We start from the raw sequence: 19,017 nt of genomic DNA, 5'->3' as shown, positions 1-19,017 counted from the left end.
GGCTCAGGCCGGCGGTACGTAGCGGTGCGAACCCGGTGGCGGTTCGTTGAGCACCGCCCAGAAGATGCCGAGATCGGCGATCGCGCGTACGAACTCCTTGAAATCCACCGGCTTGACGACATAGGCATTCACGCCCAGTTCGTAGCTGCGGATCAGGTCCTGTTCCTCTTTCGACGAAGTCAGCATCACTACCGGCATGCTCTTCATGCTGGCCGTCTCGCGGATCTTCGCCAGCACTTCCAGGCCGTCGACTTTCGGCAGTTTCAGGTCGAGCAGGGTGACGGCCGGATTGCCTTCCGGGCGCCCGGCGAATTCGCCGCGTCGCAGCAGGTAATCGAGCGCCTCGGCACCGTCGCGCACCACCACGACTTCGTTGGCGAGCTGGCTCCTGGCCAGGGCCACCAGGGTCAGTTCGAGGTCGTGCGGATTGTCCTCGACGAGCAGGATGGGTTTTAGCATGGTTGGTCTCGCTGTCCGTTAAAGTGCGAGTTTTCGCGGGATACTGAAGGAAAAAACGGCGCCCTGGCCGAGCGTGGATTCGGCCCACGCACGACCGCCATGGCGTTCGATGATGCGGCGCACGTTGGCCAGGCCGATGCCCGTGCCCTGGAAGTCTTCCATGCGATGCAGGCGCTGGAACACGCCGAACAGCTTGTGCACATAGTCCATGTTGAAGCCGGCGCCGTTGTCGGCCACGTGGAACACGGTTTCGCGTTCGTCCTGTTCGGCCCAGACGCGGATGCGCGCCGGGTCGCGTCCGCCGGTGAACTTCACCGCGTTCGACAACAGGTTGAACACGGCCAGGTGCAGGAAGGTCGGGTCGGCGGTGACGCGCGGCAGGCTTGGGAGCTCCCACTCGATGTTGCGGCCCTGGACATCCATGCCCAGCTTGTCGACGCAGGACGCGACCAGCCTGCTCATGTCGACGTCGACCGGACGCAGGGCCGCGCGGCCCATCTGCGAAAAGCTCAGCAGGTCGTCCACCAGCTTGCCGGCCAGGCGCGCCGATTCCTTGATGTTGGTGAGGAAGCGCTGGCGCATCGCGCTGTCCTCGCTGCCCGCGGACTCGAGCAGCAGGTCGGAAAATCCGACGATGTGGCGCAGGGGCGCGCGCAGGTCGTGCGATACGGAATACGAAAACGCCTCGAGTTCCTTGTTGGCGCGGCCGAGTTCCTCGGCCAGTTCCGCCATCTGCTCGGCGCGCTCGAGGGCGATGCCGAGCAGGGCGCTGCGAAATTCGGCGGTCAGCTCGATTTCGCCAACGTGCCAGGGCAGGCTGACGCCATGGATTTCCTCGCGCCAGGTAGCGAAGCTGGTACGCGGGCTCAGTTGCGTTGGCGCGCCCCGGACGGCTTCCCCGCGCGAGGCCTTCTCATGCGGATTGCCGGCCCATTCGATGGTGTGCACCAGCTCCGGCCGGAACCACAGCAGATAGTGCTTGTGCACGCGCGAGATCGGCATGGCCAGGAGGCCACTGGCGTTGCGCTTGATGTCATCCGCGCCCGGATACAGGCTTGAGAGCTGGTCGGTATGAAAGACTTCGTCGCCATGGCCCTGCTGTTCGAGCCAGCCGACCAGGGCGTCGATCGCGTGCGGTTCGGGCGTGTCGCCATAGGTCAGCACGCGCTCGTCGGCGACGATGGCGACGCCGCCCGCACGCGCAAAGCGCAGCAGCTCGGGAAAGACGCCGCTCATGTTCTCGACGACGTCGGCGCCCTTGGTCAGGTTGCCCAGCATGGTCACCATCATGCGCCGCACCTCGAGGCGGAACTGCAATTCGCTCGCATCCTCGCGCGACTCGATGCACAGCGCCAGCACCTGGCCCAGCTGTTCACAGGCGGTGCGCTTTTCGAACGACAGCGGGCAGGGCTCCTCGTTATGGCAGGAAATCAGTCCCCACAGCTTGCCCTTGACCATCAGCGAGACCGACATCGAGGCCAGGGTGCCCATGTTGCGCATGTACTGCAGGTGTACCGGCGAGACGCTGCGCAGCGCCGCGAACGACAGGTCGGTGCGCCCGCCCGTCAGCGGGTTCAGTTCCGGCAGCAGCGGCGCCGGCACGTAGTGGGCGTCCTGGATCAGGCGGATGCGCGACAGCGCATACAGCTCGCGTGCCTGGGCGGGGATGTCGGAACCCGGAAAGCGTTGGCCAAGATAGGAGTGGTAGTCGTCCTGCTTCGATTCGGCCATCACGTGGCCATGGCCGTCGCGGTCGAACTGGTAGACCATGACACGGCCGAAGCCGGTCACGGCGCGCACCTGCTGCGCCGCGAGTTCCGCCATCAACTCGACCGACGGCGCCTCGTTGACCCTGAGCAGGAAGTCGCCCAGCAGCGGATACAGGTGGCGGAAGTCGGCCGGGCCGGCGCGGTCGACCGCTTCGAATTCGATGAGCAGCAGGCGGTCCCAGGCATGGCCCAGCACGTCGAAGTGCTTGCCGTTCGATACCGTGACCGTACCAAGGTAGAGCGGGCGGTTGCCCAGTTCCTTGCCCAGTTCGCTCGCCAGGCGCTCGCTTGCCGTGGCGCCGATGGCGCTGTCCAGGCCGCGGCCAAGCGCCGCTTCGGCTTCGACACCCGTCCAGTGCGCCAGGTTGGCGCTGGCCTGCACGATGCGCAAGTCGCTGGATAAGGCCAGCAGGAAACCATGTGGCTGGATGCTGCCGGGAATGCGGATGGGTTCACTGCCGCAAGCGGACAGGTCGAGCGGTGCGAGAGGGGCTGGGGTCATGAGGCGCAAGCAGGCACGGCGGGGGTGACAAAGCCGCTATTCTAGCCTGAAAGACATGCGCTTGCGGCGAAGAGACAAGGCCAGGCAGGGGCAACAGCACCATGTGACGAATCGTTAATTTTTTGGGCGGATCGGTGCTTGACGAGTGTGTAAACACTTTATCTACATTGTGAACTGTGCGTGGCAGCAGGAAACGAAATGGAGGTATGATGGTGCGCTTCACGACACGGACGATAGCGCTCGCCGCCCATGACCAAGCAAATTGCCAGGAGGCAAAAACTAACCGAATCACAGCGCTTCCAGTACCTGATCGCGGGTATCAGCGATTACGCGATCTACATGCTCGACCCGGAAGGGAACGTCAGCAGCTGGAACACTGGCGCGCAGCGATTCAAGGGTTACCTCGCGCCGGAAATCCTCGGCAAGCATTTCTCGCGCTTCTACACGCCCGAGGACCAGGCAACCGGCCTGCCGGCACGCGCGCTGTCCACCGCGCTCAAGGACGGCAAGTACGAAGCCGAAGGCTGGCGCATGCGCCAGGACGGAACGCGCTTCTGGGCCAGTGTCGTCATCGACCCGATCTACGACGAAGAGGGCACGCTGCTCGGCTACGCCAAGATCACGCGCGACATCACCGACAAGCGCCGCGCCGAGCAGGAACTGCGCGCCAGCGAGGAGCGCTTCCGCCTGCTGGTGCAAGGCGTGACCGACTACGCCATCTACATGCTCTCGCCGACGGGCGAGGTGAGCAACTGGAACGTGGGCGCCGAGCGGATCAAGGGCTACCGCGAGCAGGAAATCGTCGGCACGCATTTTTCGCAGTTCTACACGCCCGAAGAGCGCGAGATCAACATGCCCGGCCACGCCCTGGCCACGGCCGAGCGCGAAGGCCGCTACGAGGCCGAAGGCTGGCGCCTGCGCAAGGACGGCACGCGCTTCTGGGCCCACGTGATCATCGACGCCATCCGCGACGACATGGGCGAACTGATCGGCTTTGCCAAGATCACGCGCGACCTGACCGAGAAAAAGGCCGCCGCCGATGCCCTGGCCGAGGCCAACGCGGCCCTGTTCCAGGCGCAGAAGATGGAATCGATCGGCCAGCTCACCGGCGGCATCGCGCACGACTTCAACAACCTGCTGTCGGTACTGGCGAGCGGCCTCGAGGTGCTGGCGCTCGGGCGCGGCCAGGGCGCCGACGCCAAGACCTTCGACAGCATGCGCCGCGCGATCGACCGCGGCGCCACGCTTACCCAGCAACTGCTGGCCTTCGCGCGCCAGCAGCCGCTGCAGCCCGAAACGCGCAACGTCAACCGCCTGATCTCGGGCTTCGAATCGGTGCTGCGGCGCGCCGTCAACGCCGACATCGACTTCGAGGTGCGCCTCGACCCCGACGTGCGCTCCACAGTCATCGACAGCGCCCGCTTCGAGTCGGCCCTGCTCAACCTGGTGGTGAACGCGCGCGACGCCATGCCTGAAGGCGGCTACCTGCGCATCGAAACGGCCGACGTCGAGCTGGCGGAGAACGAGGTCCGCGGCCTGGCGCCGGGCGCCTATGTACGCGTGATCGTCAGCGACACCGGCACCGGCATGTCGGCTGAGACGGCGGCGCGTGCCTTCGAGCCTTTCTACACGACGAAGGAAGTAGGCAAGGGCACGGGCCTGGGCCTGTCCCAGGTCTACGGCTTCATCAAGCAGTCGGGCGGCGAGATCGTGATCGGCACGGCGCCCGGCGAAGGCACGACGATGCGCATCTTCCTGCCCGCCCCCTCCAGTTCCCACGAGGAAGAGCAGCGCAATGGCAGCGAACGGGTACTGATCGTCGAGGACGAGGCTGACCTCATGGACGTGGCCGCCGCCCTCTACATCAGCATGGGCTACGAGGTGCTCACCGCGTCGAACGGCGCCGAGGCGATGGACCTGCTGGCCAGCCGCGACGTCGACATCCTGTTCACCGACATCATCATGCCGAACGGTATGAATGGGATCGAGCTGGCGGGCTTCACGCGCGAACATTATCCGAAGGTGAAGATCATTCTCGCTTCCGGCTATCCCCTGCCGGCACTGGCGCTCGACAAGGATTGCCTGAAAGATTACGTCTTCGTCAGCAAGCCTTACCGCCTGGCCGACCTGGCACGGGCGCTGCGTACCGCCAACTGATTGTCCGGCACCGGCTACAGCGCGAACAGGATGTCGCTGATGCGCTCGTAGACCGGATCGGCCGACGGCCCCTTGTTCGGCCAGTTCAGGATGTCGAAGTGGTCGTAGCCGGGGTAGTTGCCGAGGAAATTCCAGCTGCCCTTGATGGCCGTGCCGTCGTAGTCGCGCACCGGGTGGCCGTTCGGCGCGCGCATGCTTGCCGTGTTGACGACGCCGTCGTTGGCGAACCAGCTGCTGTCGACCCGTACCCGGCCCGGCGCGCCCTGGGTATAGCCTCCCATGCCGTGCTGGCGCATCGAGGGCACGATCCATTCGCCGGCATAGGTCTTGAAGTAGGGGATCATGTCGGCGCGCGCATATTGGTAGTTCGAGGTCTGGACCGGCGCGATGGCGCGGTCGGTGCCGTTGCAGCACCAGGCGCCAGCTTCGGTCGCCAGCGTTCCCACTGAAAAGTAAACCACGTGCGGCGAGGTGCGCGCCCAGGCGTTGAAGCTGCGGGCGCCGTCCGGCGCCAGCTCCCAGTTCGCCATGTCGGCTTCGAACAAGGGCGCGCAGCGGCGTGCGCAGCTCGGGCAGGATGTCGAGCACGGCGTCGCGCAGCGTGGTGCCATTGTGCGGCGCCGACAGCGTGGTCACGCTGCGAATCCAGCCGGTCTTGCCGCCACGATAGAGCTCGCCATCGCCCGCTTCGGCATCCCCATGTTCCAGGAGTTCCACCAACGCGCGGATGGTCGTGCCGCCCTGGCTATGGCCGATCATGTGCAGCGGGTGGCGCGCGTCCCAGGCAGGATACAGCGCCAGCGGCAGCCCGAGCGGGTTGTCGGCCGGGTCGGCGGCCCAGCAGGCGGCGCCCGGCTTTGCCGCCTCGTCCGCCAGCACATGGCGGCGGCCATAGTCGACGCAGCCGCCCTTGATCTGGGCATAGAGTTCGGCCGCGCGGTCGCGGTTCGAGGCGATCGCGCCGACGGTGGCGGTGAGCACCGTATGCGGTCCCTTGTAAAGGCGCAGGTGGTCGGCGATGTCGCCATAGCCGCCCCAGTACAGGAAGCCGCTGGCCGGAAACTGGTCGGGGCCGAAGCCGAGGAAGCCATGCACGAGCACGATGGGATCGTTATTGGCGGCGTGCGCGGCCGGCGGCAGTGCCAGGATGAATGCCAGCGCAGCAAGGAAAACGCGGAAAACGGGGCAAATCAGGGGCGGCATCGCGGGCTCCGGGAGGTCGACTGCCTCATTGTCGGAGCGGGTGCGCCTGCCCGGTTTGCGCAATGTCGAGCGTATGGGACAGGCGGGAGGAAAGCAACAGCGGCGGCGTTCGACGCGGCTTTTCAAAACGAATCGCTAAAAAAAAGGCCGCGGCGGGCGCACCGCCATGGTGCTCCGGCCGCGGCTGGTCTGCGCGTGGCGCTCAGGGCGCCGTCGGCCTGGCCGCCGGCGCCGGTACCGTGCTACCCACGGCACCCGGCGCATTCGCGTCCGGCGGCGGCGCGATCGAGGCCGTCATCGAGGCCTTCTCCGCAGCATCGACACGGTTGCCATTCCACACCACATAATCGTCGACCGAATACAGCTTGCACGCCTCGGTGCTTTTCGCCGAGCAGGTGGCCAGCGCGCGCGCTTCCGGCGACTCGCCCTCCTCGGCCCAGGTCCAGGCGCCGCTCGGGGACACGGCGAAAGCGCGCGGGGTCATCTTGGTCAGGTAGTCGGCATAGGCGCGGCGGCCGTTTTCCGACAGGAAGGGCACGGCCTCGACATCGTCGACGCGGGCGAAATCGGTACGCGCAGGCAGCGGTGGCGGCGGCACGTTTAGAGCACTTCGGTCGGCATGCCGACGCCCTTCAGGAAGCGCATGGTGTCGTTCAGCCAGATCTTCTCGCCGTCGCGGCTGGCCAGCATGCCGTGGGCATCGCGCTTGAACGACGGGAATTCGACCAGGCGCGCGCGGCCGCCGGCGCCCTCATAGGCGGCGTGCAGGCGGTTCGCCAGGTCCGGGCCGAACAGCGAATCGTTCTCGCCGTACATCCACAGGCTCGGCACCTTGCTCTTGGCGCCGTATTCGCCGAAGGCCGCCACCAGCGCCGAGCGCCAGGCGCAGCGGTCGCTGTCGTCGCGCAGGCCGCCGGCGAAGTTGATCAGGCCGCGCACGCCCGGCAGCTCCTCGGTACCCAGAGCCATCGTCGCCAGGCCGCCGTAGGACTGGCCGGCGACGACGATGTGCCCGGCATCGATCCAGCGCTGGCCGCGCGCGTAGTCCACCGTCGAGCGGATGTCCTCGGCCTGCAGGTAGCCGTTGGCGGTCATGTCGCAGCCGCGGTCGCGGTAATAGCCGGTCGAGTTGGCGAAGCCCTGGCGCATCGGCACCATCACGGCGTAGCCGCGCTTCACGAAGGCGGCCGCCATGTAATAGAAGCGGTCGCGCGGCTGGGCATTCGGGCGGCCCGGGTCCTTGCCGTGGTTGATGATCAGCAGCGGGAAGGGGCCGGGGCCGTTCGGCTGGAACACCGTTGTCTCGAGCATGGCACGGCCGTCGTCGCCGGCCGGGACCTGGACGATGTGCTCGTTCATGCGGTGGTCGAGCTGCAGCTCCTGCTCGATGGCGAGCGCCGGCAGCAGCGCCAGGCTGGCGAGGAGGGCGGTGGTGAACTTGCGAACAGATACGCGAACTCTAAACATGGGAGACTCTGGAAGTGCCTGCCGGTGCGACAGAATTGCTTGAAGGAATAAGTTGATTCTAGGCAGCTCAATGGCTCAGGGCAATATCCGAATCGGCAATTCCAGAGCTAAATTTTTGTGTGTGGTGAAGATGCTTATCTACATCAATAACGGATCGGGTAAGCGTCGTGCGACAGACACAACAAGCGTGGCAAAGGCATCAAGATTGCCCTGGCGAGACCGTCGGAAGGCGTGGGTGGCTGGGCTGTGCAGTGGCGCTCGACACCGCCCGGGCGCATGGGGCGAGACAGCTGTTCGCAAAAGATTTGTTACTGGAGGGAATAACCTGCGATGCGATTCCGTAACCGGCTGCTGATCCTGGTCCTTGCCATCCTGGTACCGTCTTTCATCGGTGCCGCGCTGGCGGTGGCCTATGTCTACACTGAACAACAAAAGGACCAGGAGCGTGGTATCGCCGAGACAGGCCGGGCCTTTGCCTTACTCGTCGATAACGAGATGCGGCACCAGGAGGGCATCCTGCGCACCCTTGCCGCCTCACCGGCGCTGGCCGAGGGCGACCTGGACGAGTTCTACGACCATGCCCGCCGCGCCGCCGACAACATGCATGCGGTCGTGGCCCTGTACGACAGCACGGGCAAGCTCATGCTGCACACCCTGCGCCCGCCCGGCGCGCCCCTGGCCGGACGCGATCCGTCGAACCTGCCCGCGCTGATGCAGCGCTACGGCGCCGAGCGCACGCTGGTATCCGATATCTTTTATGCGCCGCCGCTCAAGCGCTACGATTTCACCATGCAGGTTCCCGTGCGCCAGGACGGCGTACTGCGCTATCACCTGGTGCTGGGCCTGCATGTGGGCATCCTCCAGGAGCTGCTCGCGCGCCAGAAATTCCCGTCGATCTGGATCGCTTCGGTGGTCGACCGCAATGGCCGCGTCGCGGCCCGCTCGCGCGAAGCGGACAGGTTCATCGGAACCCTGCTGCGCGCGGAGACCCGGGAGCGCATCGGCAAGCTTGATGGCGAACTGGTCTTCACCAGCCGCACGCTCGAGGGCATCCCGGTGCGGGCGATCGTCAACAGCGTGCCGGACATCGGCTGGAAGGTCCTGATCAGCCTGCCGACAGCCGAGATCCGGCGCGTGCCGCTGGAGGCGGCCGCGCTGCTGGCCGCCATCATGACGGTACTGCTGGTGATGGCGGTGGCGGCCGGCAGCTGGTTCGCCCGGCGCGCGGTGGCGCCGATCGAATACCGGGACGCTGCGCCGACCGCCTCGGCAATGGCGAAGAGATCAGCTACCGCGCCCACGGCTTGTCCGAGGTCGACAACGTGGCCTGGCGCATGGCCGAGGCGAGCAAGCAGATCCGCCGGTCGAAGCGCGAACTCGAGCTGCGCGTGCGCGAGGCGATCCATGCCACCGAGCAGGCGCAGGGAGCGCTGCTGCGCAGCCAGCGGCTCGAATCGCTGGGGCGCCTGACGGCGGGCATCGCCCACGAATTCAACAACCTGCTGCAAACCCTGACCACGGCGCTGCAGCTGGCCGGCATGACGGCAAAGGAAACGAAGCTGCAAGGGCTGATCGACACCTGCAAGCGCACCGTCGCCCGCGCCACCACGCTCACCGGCCAGCTCGGCTCCTTCGGGCGGGTGCAGGAAGGCCGCCTGGTGACGGTGGATGCGCAGGCGCAACTGGAAAGCGCGCTGCAGCTGATCCGGGGCGGCGTGGGCGAAACGGTCCGCATCGACACCGCCTTCGACCCGGACCTGTGGCCGGTGACGGTGGAGCCGCTGCAGTTCGACCTGGCGCTGCTGAACCTGGCCATCAATGCGCGCGACGCCATGCCGGCCGGTGGCGTGCTGCGCATCGAGGCGCGCAAGCTCAGGCTGGACGCGCCGCTGCAGGGCCTGGCCCCGGGCGATTACCTGCACCTGACGGTGGGCGACGAAGGGCGGGGCATGGACGCGCAGGTGCTGGCACACGCGCTCGACCCCTTCTTCACCACCAAGGCGCCGGGCGAGGGGACCGGCCTGGGCCTGCCGCAAGCCTATGCTTTTGCCGCCCAGGCGCGCGGCCTGCTGCTGCTCGACAGCGCGCCCGGCGCGGGCACGCGCGTGCATATCTACCTGCGCGCGCCGCCGCGGCGGCCGCGCCTGTCCAGCTGCCGGCAGCCGGCACCGGGCTGGGGCAGGCCTGCGGCAGGCTGCTGTTCGTGGAGGACGATGCCCCGGTACGCGAGGCGGTAGCCGAGGGGCTGCGCCAGGCCGGGTTCGACGTGCAGATCGCCGTCAATGGCGAAGAAGCGCTGGCGCGGCTGGAAGGAGGGGCCACGTTCGACATCGTCTTTCCGACGTCGTCATGCCCGGCAAGGTCAGCGGCATCGACCTGGCCGGCATCGTCAGGCGGCGCTGGCCCGGCCTGCCGGTGCTGCTGGCGACGGGCTATACCGAGCGGCAAGTGGCGCTGCCCGGCGTGCAGATCCTCGCCAAACCCTACGACATCGAGCAGCTGGTACGCGTGCTGGCCGGTCTTGCCGGGGAGCGCTAGCCAGGCCGGGCATTCACCGCGCTGCCGCCGGGCCGCAGCGCCGGGCTGCTAGAATCGGCGGAAATTGCCCGCTTGCGTTTCCGGCTTTGGCTCTGCTACCAATCCCGATGCCTGAATCCTCTCCCTCCCGTCGCCCCAGCTGCGCCACCTGCCTGCGCGCGCAGTCGGCCTGCATCTGCCGCTGGGTGTGTCCCGTGGAGGCACAGGCCGCACTGCTGATCCTGCAACATCCGCTGGAGGTGGCGAATGCGAAGAACAGCGCGCGCCTGCTGCACCTGTGCGTGGGGAACAGCGTGCTGGCGGTGGGGGAGGCCTTCGATGCCGCCGCACTGCACGCCCTGCTGCATGCCGGCGGCCGCCAGCCGCTGCTGCTGTATCCGGACGCGCGAGGTGCCGCGCCGGGACCCGCCTTGCCGCCGCCGCGCGATCTGCGTCTGGTGCTGCTCGACGCCACCTGGCGCAAGAGCCGCAAGATGCTTTACCTCAATCCCGCCCTGCAGGCGTTGCCGCGCCTGGGCTTGCAGGATGTGGATACACGCTACCGCATTCGCAAGGCGCACGCTCCCGGCCAGCTGTCGACGCTGGAAGCGGGTGCCCATGCGCTGGGTCAAGTGGAAGGTGACCCGGCGCGTTTCGCTGCGTTGTTCGACGCCTTCGATGGATTCGTACAACAACAACTCGACTACGTACCGCGCGCTTGAATTCTCGACCATAGCGGCGTACCATACTGTATAAACATACAGTATAAGGCCGAGCCATGGAACAGCGCCAACGAACTATCGACCGCGAATACAGTGCCGAGCATCCGGTACAGGTGCGTCCGCTCGCCGCCCTGAAGGGCCGCGGCGCCGTCACCAACCTGCAGGGCCGCTATGAAGTGAACGGCCGCGAGGCCTTCCACGATGGCTGGGAGGCCGAGGCCGGGGCCGCATTCGGCGCCGCGCCCTTCAAGACCCAGGTGACCGACGAAATCGCCAAGAGCATCCTGTCGCGCAATGCCTCGCCCGACGTGCCTTTCAACGTTTCGCTGAACCCCTACCGCGGCTGCGAGCACGGCTGCATCTATTGCTTCGCGCGGCCCACTCACAGCTACCTCGGCCTGTCGCCCGGCCTCGATTTCGAGAGCCGCCTGTTCGCCAAGGTGAACGCGGCCGAGCTGTTGCGGCGCGAGCTGGCGCGGCCCGGCTACAAGCCCGAGCACATCGCCATCGGTGTCAATACCGACGCCTACCAGCCCTGCGAGCGCGAGAAACGCCTCACGCGCGAGGTGCTTGAAGTATTGAGCGAGTGCCGGCATCCGGTCGGCCTGATCACCAAGTCGGCGCTGATCGAGCGCGACATCGACCTGATCGCCCCGATGGCGGCGGCTGGCCATGCCTGCGCGGCCATCACGCTCACCACGCTCGACTCGGAAATCTCGCGCACGCTCGAACCGCGCGCCGCCGCACCCGCGCGCCGGCTACGCACCATTCGCACGCTGACCGACGCCGGCATCCCGGTCAGCGTCAGCGTCGCGCCCATCATTCCGTTCGTGACCGAGCCCGAGATCGAACGCATCCTCGAGGCCGCGCGCGACGCCGGCGCCGTCGGCGCCCATTACGTGGTGCTGCGCCTGCCTTTCGAGGTCAACCCGCTGTTCCAGGGTGGCTCGAAGCGCATTTCCCCGAGCGCGCGGCGCGTCATGAACCGCGTGCGCGAAATGCGCGGCGGAAAAGACTACGACAGCGACTTCTCCAAGCGCATGCACGGCGAAGGCGTCTGGGCAGACCTGATCCGCCAGCGTTTCAACAAGACGGTCGACCGGCTCGACCTGGGCGGCTTCGGCGGCCGCTTCGCCGGGCTCGACACCTCGCAGTTCCGGCGTCCGCTGGTGGTGCCGGCGGGGACGGGCAAGGCGACGGCAAAGGCGACCGCGCAGCTCGATCTGTTCTAGCAGCAGCGCATTAGGTCGGCTGGCTTTCAGTCGTACGAGCCGGAACGATTGTCCTGATCCGGGTACTTGGCCTTTCGTTTGGACAGCTGTATCGACATGGCGAATCGACCTAAGTACTCACCCCAAAATAAATGTGTTTTCGGCTTCCAGAACCGGCGCGTTGCTGCGTCGGCTCGCGTCCGCTTGCGGGGCAGTGCTCGCACTGTGGCGCTCTCGCCGTCTTGCACCGCATCCGAACCGGCACGTCCGGTTCTGTTTGCCAAAATTCCCATTTATTTTCGGTCGAGTACTTAGAGCCTATCCCGGTAGTCCGGGGAAAGCTGGTGGCGATGCATGGCAAGCGCGGGCAAGGCGCGAGGAGGCCGCATGGCTGGCCATGCAACGACGAGCAACGCAGCACGCGTTTGTCAGGCGCGCCAGCAGCGACTCCGGACTACCGGGATAGGCTCTTAGCCCTTCGAGATTTTGGGCGATGCCCATGCAGCCAGATAGCATAGCTGCAGGTAAGGACTCAAGAATTGCAGGATGGTATTCACAGATTTGGTGACGGCGAAGGAAAGAATGAGAGGCGGTGGCATCGGGGATACGCAGCGACCTTCAGCCAGCGATCGGCAAGCTGTCCTGGCGTGGCCGGAGCCACGCTCAGCCCGTTTAATTCTTCTGGATTTTGTTGTGCACGTCGTTCACCATCATCAGCGGTGATGAGTACCGGCGAATCGGTGAAGGCGGCGATCTCGACCACATTGCGCACCAGCGTGCGCCATGCCGGGCTGGTGCCGACCAGGGTGGAACGCACGGCGGCGTGTCGACCAGCTTGCGCACCGCCGCCCAACGCGTCAGCCGGGCCGTGACTTGCTCCACCTGCATCGCGCCATCCGGCCAGCAAAGCACGTCGGCGGCGCCGGCCCCGAGCAGGGCCCAGCTGTCGCTGGTGGCCGGCGCGTCAGGCCCGGCGGCAATGGCGAGCACGGTGGACTGCGCCGACAGCAGCCGTAGTTGCGCCAGCGCGGCGCCGTCGACCTCGGTCAGTACCGCCAGGCCGTAGGGCGCCGAACGGTCGGCGACGCTCACGGTGGCGACGCGCGCCCCTGCCAGCGCCTGCGCAATGCGCTCGCGCGTCGCCGCGGGCACGGAATCGAAGAAATGGAGCCAGGCGGACAGCATCGTGCGTTTCCCCCGAATTGCTGACCTCAGGGTACGAACGCGGCCGTTAGAGGAGCGATGAGATAGCGCAAACCTGCGCGGGTCTCCTTGCCAGGAACGTCAGGAGTCCTGGCGCCCGCCAGCGGCAGCAATGGCCATCAAATGCCGCTCGATCTCGAACACATGCGGGTCGTTCTTGCCCAGTTCCCGTAGCGCCTGCGCCAGTTCCAGCAGGTATTCGCTGTTCGGTCCGCTTGGCCCGCAGGAGCGGGCGATCTGCAATGCAATGTCGTGCTCGCTGGCCGGTCCCAGGAAAGCCGCGTTCTCCTGCGTGGCGATGTAGACCAGGCCCTCGACGCCGCTGCCGTCCTCGAACACGATGGTGGTCGCCAGGCGCAGGTAGCCGTTCTTTTCGCGGTGGTCGAGGTGGGCGAATTCCTCGGGCGTGACGAGGTAGGCCATGCCATGGCAGAGCGCGCCTTCGTCGGGCACCAGGGTCACCACCCGGCCGGGCGCCGTTTCCGTGCCCCGGTGGTCGTGCGAACCCTGCCAGAAGCGCCGCGTCCAGCCGCGAATGTGGGCCGGGCGCCGTTCCAGGTAGGGGAAGTCGGCCTTGTAGATCAGCGAGCCGTAGCCGAACAGCCAGACCCGGTCCTGGCCGGCGAATTTGTCCATGCGCTGGTTGATGGCGATGGTATTGAGAGACATGGCGCGGCGATCAAGAAAGACGATGGCCGATTGTAGCGCAGCCCTTCCGTGTGGCGTGGCGGGCGCAGGTCAGCCTTGCCCGCGCTTGCCGGCCACATACGGAAACAGGAAGTCGATGAAGCTCTCGGCCGCCGGCGACAGCGAGCGGCCGGCGCGTGTGTAGACGAAAAAGCGCCGCGTCAATACGGGTTCCTCGAGCGGACGCATGCGCAGCTTGTACAGGCTGACCAGCGGCTCCGCATACGGCAGGCAGACCGTCACGCCCAGGCCGGCACTGACCATGGCCAGCGCGGTGGTCATGAAAGTCACCTCATTGGCCGGTTTCAGGGGCACCTCGACCGGGAACGCGCGCGGCAGTGCATGCATGTCGGCCAGCAGGCGCTCGGTGAATTGTCCCTGCAGCGCGATGAAGGGATAGCGCGCCAGGTCTTGCCAGGTGACGCGCGGCAGCAGCTCGAGCGGATGGCCTTCCGGGAACACCAGCGCGAAGGGTAGTTCGAACAGTTCCTGGGCCTGCAGTTGCGGCGTCGGCTCGCGCTCGGGACCGATGCCGATGTCGGACTCGCCCGAGAGCACGCGCGCGATCACGTTTTCGACGGCGCTGTCGGCCACGCGCACATCGATGTCGGGCTGCTGCGCGCGGTAGGCCGCCATGGCCTCGGGCACCAGGGTGCAGCACATCAGTTGCGGCGCGGCGATGCGCACCACGCCCTTGCGCAACTGCGTATGGTCCGCCACGTTCGCCAGCGCACCGTCCAGATCATCGATCATCTGGCTAAATAGCGGGTACAGCTCGCGCCCGATGTCGGTGAGCGTGATGCGCCTTGTCGAGCGGTCGACGACGCGCGCGCCCAGCGTCTGCTCGAGTTCCTTGATCAGCCCGGACAGTGCCGATTGCGTCACGTGCATGACCTGGGCGGCCGAGGTGAAGTTGCCGGTCTTGGCCAATGCCACGAAGGCGCGCATCTGGCGCAGGGTGGGATTCATAAGATAGTCTGATAAATCAGGCGGAAAATATTGTTTGTATGATAGTCCGAATTCATTTGTAATGGCGGCAACCAGGAACGTCTGACAAAAACGGCAGGGCAAGGGATGCGGCCGACCGACGCAGCGCCGCATCGGCGGACCGCGAAGACAGTACGACTGTACGGCCAGGAGCTGTAACGCCGCTATGCCGATTTTGTCAGGCGTTCTAAAACAATCAAAACATCGGAAGGAGTACGCCATGAAACTCGCCACCCTCAAGACCGGCGGCCGCGACGGCACCCTGGTCGTCGTCAGCCGCGACCTCGTCACCTGCCAGGCCGTCCCGAAAATCGCGCGTACGCTGCAGTGCGCCCTCGACGACTGGGATGCGGTCGCGCCGCGCCTGCAGGCCGTCTACGAGAAACTCAACGCCGGCACCGCCGACAAGGCCGAGTCCTTCATCGAGATGGAATGCCATTCGCCGCTGCCGCGCGCCTACCAGTGGGCCGACGGCTCGGCCTACATCAACCACGTCGAGCTGGTGCGCAAGGCGCGCAACGCCGAGGTGCCGGCCTCGTTCTATACCGACCCGCTGATGTACCAGGGCGGCTCCGACCGCTTCATCGGCCCCTGCGACCCGATCGCCGTGATGAGCGAGGACTGGGGCGTCGACCTGGAAGCGGAAGTGGCGGTCGTCACCGGCGACGTGCCGATGGGTGCCAGCGTCGAACAGGCCGCGGCGGCGATTCGCCTGGTGATGCTGGTCAATGACGTTTCCCTGCGCAACCTGATTCCGAACGAACTGGCCAAGGGCTTCGGCTTCTTCCAGTCGAAACCGGCCAGCGCCTTTTCGCCGGTGGCGGTCACGCCGGACGAACTCGGCGACGCCTGGCAGGACAGCAAGCTGCGCCTGCCGCTGCTGGTGACGCTCAACGACGAGGCCTTCGGCAAGCCGAACGCGGGCGACGACATGACCTTCAGTTTTGCGCAACTGGTTGCGCACGCGGCAAAGACGCGCGAACTGGGCGCCGGCACCATCATCGGCTCGGGCACGGTGTCGAACAAGCAGGGCAGCCTGCACGGCTCGAGCATCGCCAACGGCGGCGTCGGCTATTGCTGCCTGGCCGAGCTGCGCATGTACGAAACCATCGAACACGGCGCCCCGAAAACGCCGTTCCTGCGCTTCGGCGACAGCGTGCGCATCGAGATGCTTGACGCGTCCGGCGCCAGCATCTTCGGCGCCATCGACCACGAGGTCGCGCATTACCACGGGAGGAAGGAATGAAGCTCTATACCTATTTCCGCAGCTCCGCCGCCTACCGCGTGCGGATCGCCCTGAACCTGAAAGGCTTGACCTACGACGCGGTGCCCGTGCACCTGCTCAAGGATGGCGGCCAGCAGCGCCAGGAAGAGTACCGCAAGATCAATCCGAGCGGCCTGGTGCCGGCCTTCCAGGACGACCGCATCACGCTGACGCAGTCGATGGCGATCATCGAATACCTCGATGAGCTGTTCCCGGCCGTGCCGCTGATGCCGCATGACTGCGCGGGGCGCGCGCGCGTGCGCGAACTGGCGCAGATCGTCGCCTGCGACATCCATCCGCTCAACAACCTGCGCGTGCTGAAATACCTGGTCGGCCCGCTGGAGCTGAGCGAAGACGCCAAGATGGACTGGACCCGCCACTGGATCCGCGAAGGTCTGGCCTCGCTCGAAGCCCACCTGGCGCGCGACCCGGCCGCCGGCCCGTTCTGCCACGGCAATTCGCCGACCATGGCCGACTGCTTCCTGGTGCCGCAGGTCTTCAACGCCCAGCGCTTCGACATCGACATCCCGGCCTACCCGAACATCGCCCGCATCAATGCGATGTGCACCGAGCTGCCCGCCTTCGCGGCAGCGCATCCGTCGCAGCAGCCCGACGCGGAATGAACCGCCGGGGCGGATGGGAAGCCATCCGCCCCTCGCTCCTCAATGCTGGGTCGACCGGTCCGGCTCCGACGGCGTCGAGATCTCGTCCAGGGTGCTCTCGACCTCGCCCGCATGCTTGGTCGCGATGTCGCCCAGCGACACGATGCCGACGATCTGCTGCGACTCCTCGTCGATCACCGGCACGCGCCGGATCTGCACGTCGCCCATCTGGCCCAGCACCTCGTCGATCGTCTGGCGCGCGGTGCAGGTGCGCACGTCGGTGCTCATCACATCCGTGACCATGGTCGACACGGGGTTCTGGCCGGCCGCCACCGAACGCACCGTGATGTCGCGGTCGGTGATCATGCCGACCAGCTTGTCGCCGTCGGTGACGGGAATGGCGCCGACGTTCAGTTCATCCATCAGCTGGGCGGCGCGCTGCACGGTTTCCTGCGGCGAAATGGTTTGTACGTCGCGGGTCATCACGTCCTGGATCGTTTGCATGGCATTCTCCTTGTGGTGTGGTTGGCGCAAGTGGAGGCCGGCAGCACATGCCTGGCGCCGCCTCCGGATGCCCGAATCATGCCGCGTTTCCGCGATCGGGCTCGCCAGATTGACTGCTGGAACGGTTGCGCTCGTCCTGGCCCCGGGCGGGTACAATCCGCTTCCTTTTGCCCCTATCGCCAGCTTGCGCGCCATGACCGAGACCGTTTCATCAGTTGCCATCCCCGCCGCCATCCTGTCCATGCTGGATCTTGCCGACCTCTCATGGCGTCCCCACCTGCTGCGCGGGCTGGAAGCGGTTAGCCGCGCCAACCCTGGCTACCTGCCGACGCTTGTCGACGACGATTACCTGCCCACCCAGGGCCGCTTGTTCGCCGCCTTCGCCCAGCCCCTGGACCGGGTGCGTTACGTGCTGGTGGGGGAGGGGCCGTATCCGCGCGCGGAAAGCGCAACCGGCGTCTGCTTCATGGACGGTGCCGTGGGCGAACTCTGGAGCGAGGCCGGGCTGTCAAAACCCGTCAACCGCGCCACCTCGCTGCGCAACTTCATGAAGATGCTGCTGGTAGCCGATGGGCAGCTGCAGGCGGGCGACACCGGCGGCGCTGCGCTGGCACCGGTCGCGGCGGCGGCGCGGGATGGCGCGGCGATCCGGACGCTGGCGCAGTTGCAGGAGCGGCTGACCGGGCAGGGCTTCCTGCTGCTGAACGCCTCGCTCGTATTCCGTTCCCACGTCAAGCCGGTCATCGATGCGCGTGCCTGGCTGCCTTTCCTGCAGGTGGTGCTGGCGACCCTGGCCGGGCGTGCGGCGCCGCCGACCCTGGTGCTGTGGGGAAAGATTGCCGAGGAATTGAGGAAGCTGCCGGAGACGGAGAAGTTGCCGCAGGTGGCGGCGGAGCATCCGTATAACCTGAGCTTTATTGGCAATGCGCAGATGCAGGCGCTGTTCGGGCCGATGCGGCTGTTGCGAGCGGGGTGATTGTTGCAGACGGGTGGAGGCGCGGGCGCGGTGTTTCGGAGGTCGCGTATCACCGCGTGGGCAGCGCATGCGTATCGATTGATCACGCGGTAGAGGTGGAGCTGTCCACCCTACGAAACCTGGCGCAGACGCTCCCGCCGTTTTTGGGGCGCCCGAGACAAGCATCCCGGAATTTGCTATACTTGACTAATTCGTTCAACTAATCCGGTTTTCATGCAAATGCTTGCGAAAGCGCAAGAACAACCGGGAAAAGTGAGCAAGAGCAATATTTTAACATTACCGGGGTTGTGATGCGTCTGACCACCAAAGGCCGTTTTGCTGTTACTGCGATGATCGATCTTGCCCTGCGCCAGGGCACGGGTCCGGTCACGCTGTCGGGCATCAGCCAGCGCCAGGCCATTTCGCTGTCCTACCTGGAGCAGCTGTTCGGCAAGCTGCGCCGCCACGCCATCGTCGACTCCGTGCGCGGCCCGGGCGGGGGCTACAGCCTGGCCCGCCCGGCGGAAAAAGTCACCGTGGCCGACATCATCATTGCCGTCGACGAGCCGCTCGACGCGACCCAGTGCGGCGGCAAGGAAAACTGCCACGGGGCCGACGCCGCCAGCGGCACCCGCTGCATGACGCACGAGCTGTGGACCACGCTCAACGCCAAGATGGTCGATTACCTCGATTCCGTCTCGCTGCAAGACCTGGTCGACCAGCAAAAGCAGAAGGAACAGAGCGTCGTGGTGGTGCACCGCACGCCCGCCGCCGTCGCGGTACAGAACTGAGCCGCACCGAACAATAC

General features: G+C 66.3%; 19 protein-coding genes. 10 read left to right on the top strand and 9 right to left on the bottom strand.

Annotation, left to right across the window (positions count from 1 at the left end; genetic code table 11):
• Positions 1–3 precede the first annotated feature (3 nt).
• Together G4G28_RS17110 and G4G28_RS17105 are read right to left on the bottom strand one after the other, a co-directional pair.
• Entirely contained in the window at positions 4–459 is a 456-nt protein-coding gene (locus tag G4G28_RS17110) for a response regulator (protein ID WP_182989188.1), read from the bottom strand.
• A gap of 18 nt (positions 460–477) precedes the next feature.
• Positions 478–2,730 (bottom strand): ATP-binding protein, encoded by a 2,253-nt coding sequence (locus G4G28_RS17105; RefSeq protein WP_182989187.1) that lies wholly within the window; start codon positions 2,728–2,730, stop codon positions 478–480.
• Between the two features lie 249 nt (positions 2,731–2,979).
• Here G4G28_RS17105 and G4G28_RS17100 point away from each other — a divergent pair, with 249 nt between their 5' ends.
• Positions 2,980–4,887 (top strand): PAS domain-containing sensor histidine kinase, encoded by a 1,908-nt coding sequence (locus G4G28_RS17100; protein WP_183107631.1) that lies wholly within the window; start codon positions 2,980–2,982, stop codon positions 4,885–4,887.
• Positions 4,888–4,901: 14 nt separating this feature from the next.
• On the opposite strand, the gene G4G28_RS26655 is transcribed toward G4G28_RS17100, so the two are convergent.
• The 3 genes from G4G28_RS26655 to G4G28_RS17090 all read right to left on the bottom strand — a co-directional run bounded on the left by G4G28_RS26655 (position 4,902) and on the right by G4G28_RS17090 (position 7,557).
• Positions 4,902–5,498, bottom strand: a complete 597-nt coding sequence (locus G4G28_RS26655) for a hypothetical protein (protein WP_229507697.1) — start codon at positions 5,496–5,498, stop codon at positions 4,902–4,904.
• A 794-nt stretch (positions 5,499–6,292) separates the two neighbouring features.
• Complete coding sequence (locus G4G28_RS26650) at positions 6,293–6,688, bottom strand: hypothetical protein (protein ID WP_229507696.1); 396 nt, start codon at positions 6,686–6,688, stop codon at positions 6,293–6,295.
• Between the two features lie 2 nt (positions 6,689–6,690).
• Complete coding sequence (locus G4G28_RS17090; protein WP_229507695.1) at positions 6,691–7,557, bottom strand: dienelactone hydrolase family protein; 867 nt, start codon at positions 7,555–7,557, stop codon at positions 6,691–6,693.
• Between the two features lie 330 nt (positions 7,558–7,887).
• Between G4G28_RS17090 and G4G28_RS17085 the strand changes: the two genes are divergently transcribed.
• The 5 genes from G4G28_RS17085 (at position 7,888) to G4G28_RS17065 (ending at position 12,028) form a co-directional block, all read left to right on the top strand.
• A complete protein-coding gene (locus tag G4G28_RS17085) occupies positions 7,888–9,027 on the top strand; it encodes a cache domain-containing protein (RefSeq protein WP_183107630.1) in 1,140 nt (379 codons plus the stop codon).
• Positions 8,946–9,794, top strand: coding sequence for a sensor histidine kinase (locus G4G28_RS17080; RefSeq protein WP_183107629.1), 849 nt, complete (start codon positions 8,946–8,948; stop codon positions 9,792–9,794). The genes G4G28_RS17085 and G4G28_RS17080 overlap by 82 nt, the downstream gene beginning before the upstream one ends.
• A 112-nt stretch (positions 9,795–9,906) precedes the next feature.
• Positions 9,907–10,095 carry a hypothetical protein gene (locus G4G28_RS17075; RefSeq protein WP_183107628.1) on the top strand — a complete coding sequence of 63 codons (189 nt, stop codon included), beginning with the start codon at positions 9,907–9,909 and terminating at the stop codon, positions 10,093–10,095.
• A gap of 107 nt (positions 10,096–10,202) precedes the next feature.
• Positions 10,203–10,796 carry a tRNA-uridine aminocarboxypropyltransferase gene (locus G4G28_RS17070; RefSeq protein WP_183107627.1) on the top strand — a complete coding sequence of 198 codons (594 nt, stop codon included), beginning with the start codon at positions 10,203–10,205 and terminating at the stop codon, positions 10,794–10,796.
• Between the two features lie 56 nt (positions 10,797–10,852).
• A complete protein-coding gene (locus G4G28_RS17065; RefSeq protein ID WP_229507694.1) occupies positions 10,853–12,028 on the top strand; it encodes a PA0069 family radical SAM protein in 1,176 nt (391 codons plus the stop codon).
• Positions 12,029–12,679: 651 nt separating this feature from the next.
• Here G4G28_RS17065 and G4G28_RS17060 read toward each other — a convergent pair.
• From G4G28_RS17060 to G4G28_RS17050, 3 genes are all read right to left on the bottom strand, one after another.
• Positions 12,680–13,192, bottom strand: a complete 513-nt coding sequence (locus G4G28_RS17060) for a hypothetical protein (RefSeq protein WP_182989180.1) — start codon at positions 13,190–13,192, stop codon at positions 12,680–12,682.
• 99 nt (positions 13,193–13,291) lie between these two features.
• A complete protein-coding gene (locus G4G28_RS17055; RefSeq protein ID WP_182989179.1) occupies positions 13,292–13,879 on the bottom strand; it encodes a gamma-glutamylcyclotransferase in 588 nt (195 codons plus the stop codon).
• Between the two features lie 69 nt (positions 13,880–13,948).
• Complete coding sequence (locus G4G28_RS17050) at positions 13,949–14,866, bottom strand: LysR family transcriptional regulator (protein WP_182989178.1); 918 nt, start codon at positions 14,864–14,866, stop codon at positions 13,949–13,951.
• A 238-nt stretch (positions 14,867–15,104) separates the two neighbouring features.
• On the opposite strand from G4G28_RS17050, the gene G4G28_RS17045 reads away from it, so the two are divergent.
• Entirely contained in the window at positions 15,105–16,130 is a 1,026-nt protein-coding gene (locus G4G28_RS17045) for a fumarylacetoacetate hydrolase family protein (RefSeq protein ID WP_182989177.1), read from the top strand.
• A complete protein-coding gene (gene maiA / locus G4G28_RS17040; protein WP_182989176.1) occupies positions 16,127–16,771 on the top strand; it encodes a maleylacetoacetate isomerase in 645 nt (214 codons plus the stop codon). Before G4G28_RS17045 ends, maiA begins: the two co-directional genes overlap by 4 nt.
• Before the next feature lie 39 nt (positions 16,772–16,810).
• Here the strand turns inward: maiA and G4G28_RS17035 are convergent, their stop codons facing one another.
• Positions 16,811–17,254, bottom strand: a complete 444-nt coding sequence (locus tag G4G28_RS17035) for a CBS domain-containing protein (protein ID WP_182989175.1) — start codon at positions 17,252–17,254, stop codon at positions 16,811–16,813.
• Positions 17,255–17,447: 193 nt separating this feature from the next.
• Between G4G28_RS17035 and G4G28_RS17030 the strand changes: the two genes are divergently transcribed.
• On the top strand, positions 17,448–18,230 hold the full coding sequence (locus G4G28_RS17030; protein WP_182991864.1) for a uracil-DNA glycosylase: 783 nt from the start codon (positions 17,448–17,450) through the stop codon (positions 18,228–18,230).
• Between the two features lie 290 nt (positions 18,231–18,520).
• Complete coding sequence (gene iscR, locus G4G28_RS17025; RefSeq protein ID WP_182989174.1) at positions 18,521–19,000, top strand: Fe-S cluster assembly transcriptional regulator IscR; 480 nt, start codon at positions 18,521–18,523, stop codon at positions 18,998–19,000.
• The last annotated feature ends 17 nt before the right edge of the window (positions 19,001–19,017 follow it).

It is taken from the genome of Massilia sp. Dwa41.01b (assembly GCF_014171775.1).
Classification (GTDB): Bacteria; Pseudomonadota; Gammaproteobacteria; order Burkholderiales; family Burkholderiaceae_D; genus Telluria.
The sequence above is the reverse complement of the archived record's forward strand: the minus strand, read 5'-3'. Positions and strand labels throughout refer to the sequence as shown.

What these genes read in the sequence shown, in the direction of transcription:
- G4G28_RS17075 (WP_183107628.1), top strand. Translation starts at nt 9,907, where the DNA reads ATGCCCGGCAAGGTCAGCGGCATCGACCTGGCCGGCATCGTCAGGCGG.
- G4G28_RS17045 (WP_182989177.1), top strand. Translation starts at nt 15,105, where the DNA reads ATGAAACTCGCCACCCTCAAGACCGGCGGCCGCGACGGCACCCTGGTC.
- G4G28_RS17030 (WP_182991864.1), top strand. Translation starts at nt 17,448, where the DNA reads ATGACCGAGACCGTTTCATCAGTTGCCATCCCCGCCGCCATCCTGTCC.
- G4G28_RS17060 (WP_182989180.1), bottom strand. Translation starts at nt 13,192, where the DNA reads ATGCTGTCCGCCTGGCTCCATTTCTTCGATTCCGTGCCCGCGGCGACG.
- G4G28_RS26655 (WP_229507697.1), bottom strand. Translation starts at nt 5,498, where the DNA reads ATGGCACCACGCTGCGCGACGCCGTGCTCGACATCCTGCCCGAGCTGC.
- G4G28_RS17105 (WP_182989187.1), bottom strand. Translation starts at nt 2,730, where the DNA reads ATGACCCCAGCCCCTCTCGCACCGCTCGACCTGTCCGCTTGCGGCAGT.
- G4G28_RS17055 (WP_182989179.1), bottom strand. Translation starts at nt 13,879, where the DNA reads ATGTCTCTCAATACCATCGCCATCAACCAGCGCATGGACAAATTCGCC.
- G4G28_RS17065 (WP_229507694.1), top strand. Translation starts at nt 10,853, where the DNA reads ATGGAACAGCGCCAACGAACTATCGACCGCGAATACAGTGCCGAGCAT.
- G4G28_RS17070 (WP_183107627.1), top strand. Translation starts at nt 10,203, where the DNA reads ATGCCTGAATCCTCTCCCTCCCGTCGCCCCAGCTGCGCCACCTGCCTG.
- G4G28_RS17035 (WP_182989175.1), bottom strand. Translation starts at nt 17,254, where the DNA reads ATGCAAACGATCCAGGACGTGATGACCCGCGACGTACAAACCATTTCG.
- maiA (WP_182989176.1), top strand. Translation starts at nt 16,127, where the DNA reads ATGAAGCTCTATACCTATTTCCGCAGCTCCGCCGCCTACCGCGTGCGG.
- G4G28_RS17100 (WP_183107631.1), top strand. Translation starts at nt 2,980, where the DNA reads ATGACCAAGCAAATTGCCAGGAGGCAAAAACTAACCGAATCACAGCGC.
- iscR (WP_182989174.1), top strand. Translation starts at nt 18,521, where the DNA reads ATGCGTCTGACCACCAAAGGCCGTTTTGCTGTTACTGCGATGATCGAT.
- G4G28_RS17050 (WP_182989178.1), bottom strand. Translation starts at nt 14,866, where the DNA reads ATGAATCCCACCCTGCGCCAGATGCGCGCCTTCGTGGCATTGGCCAAG.
- G4G28_RS17090 (WP_229507695.1), bottom strand. Translation starts at nt 7,557, where the DNA reads ATGTTTAGAGTTCGCGTATCTGTTCGCAAGTTCACCACCGCCCTCCTC.
- G4G28_RS17110 (WP_182989188.1), bottom strand. Translation starts at nt 459, where the DNA reads ATGCTAAAACCCATCCTGCTCGTCGAGGACAATCCGCACGACCTCGAA.
- G4G28_RS17085 (WP_183107630.1), top strand. Translation starts at nt 7,888, where the DNA reads ATGCGATTCCGTAACCGGCTGCTGATCCTGGTCCTTGCCATCCTGGTA.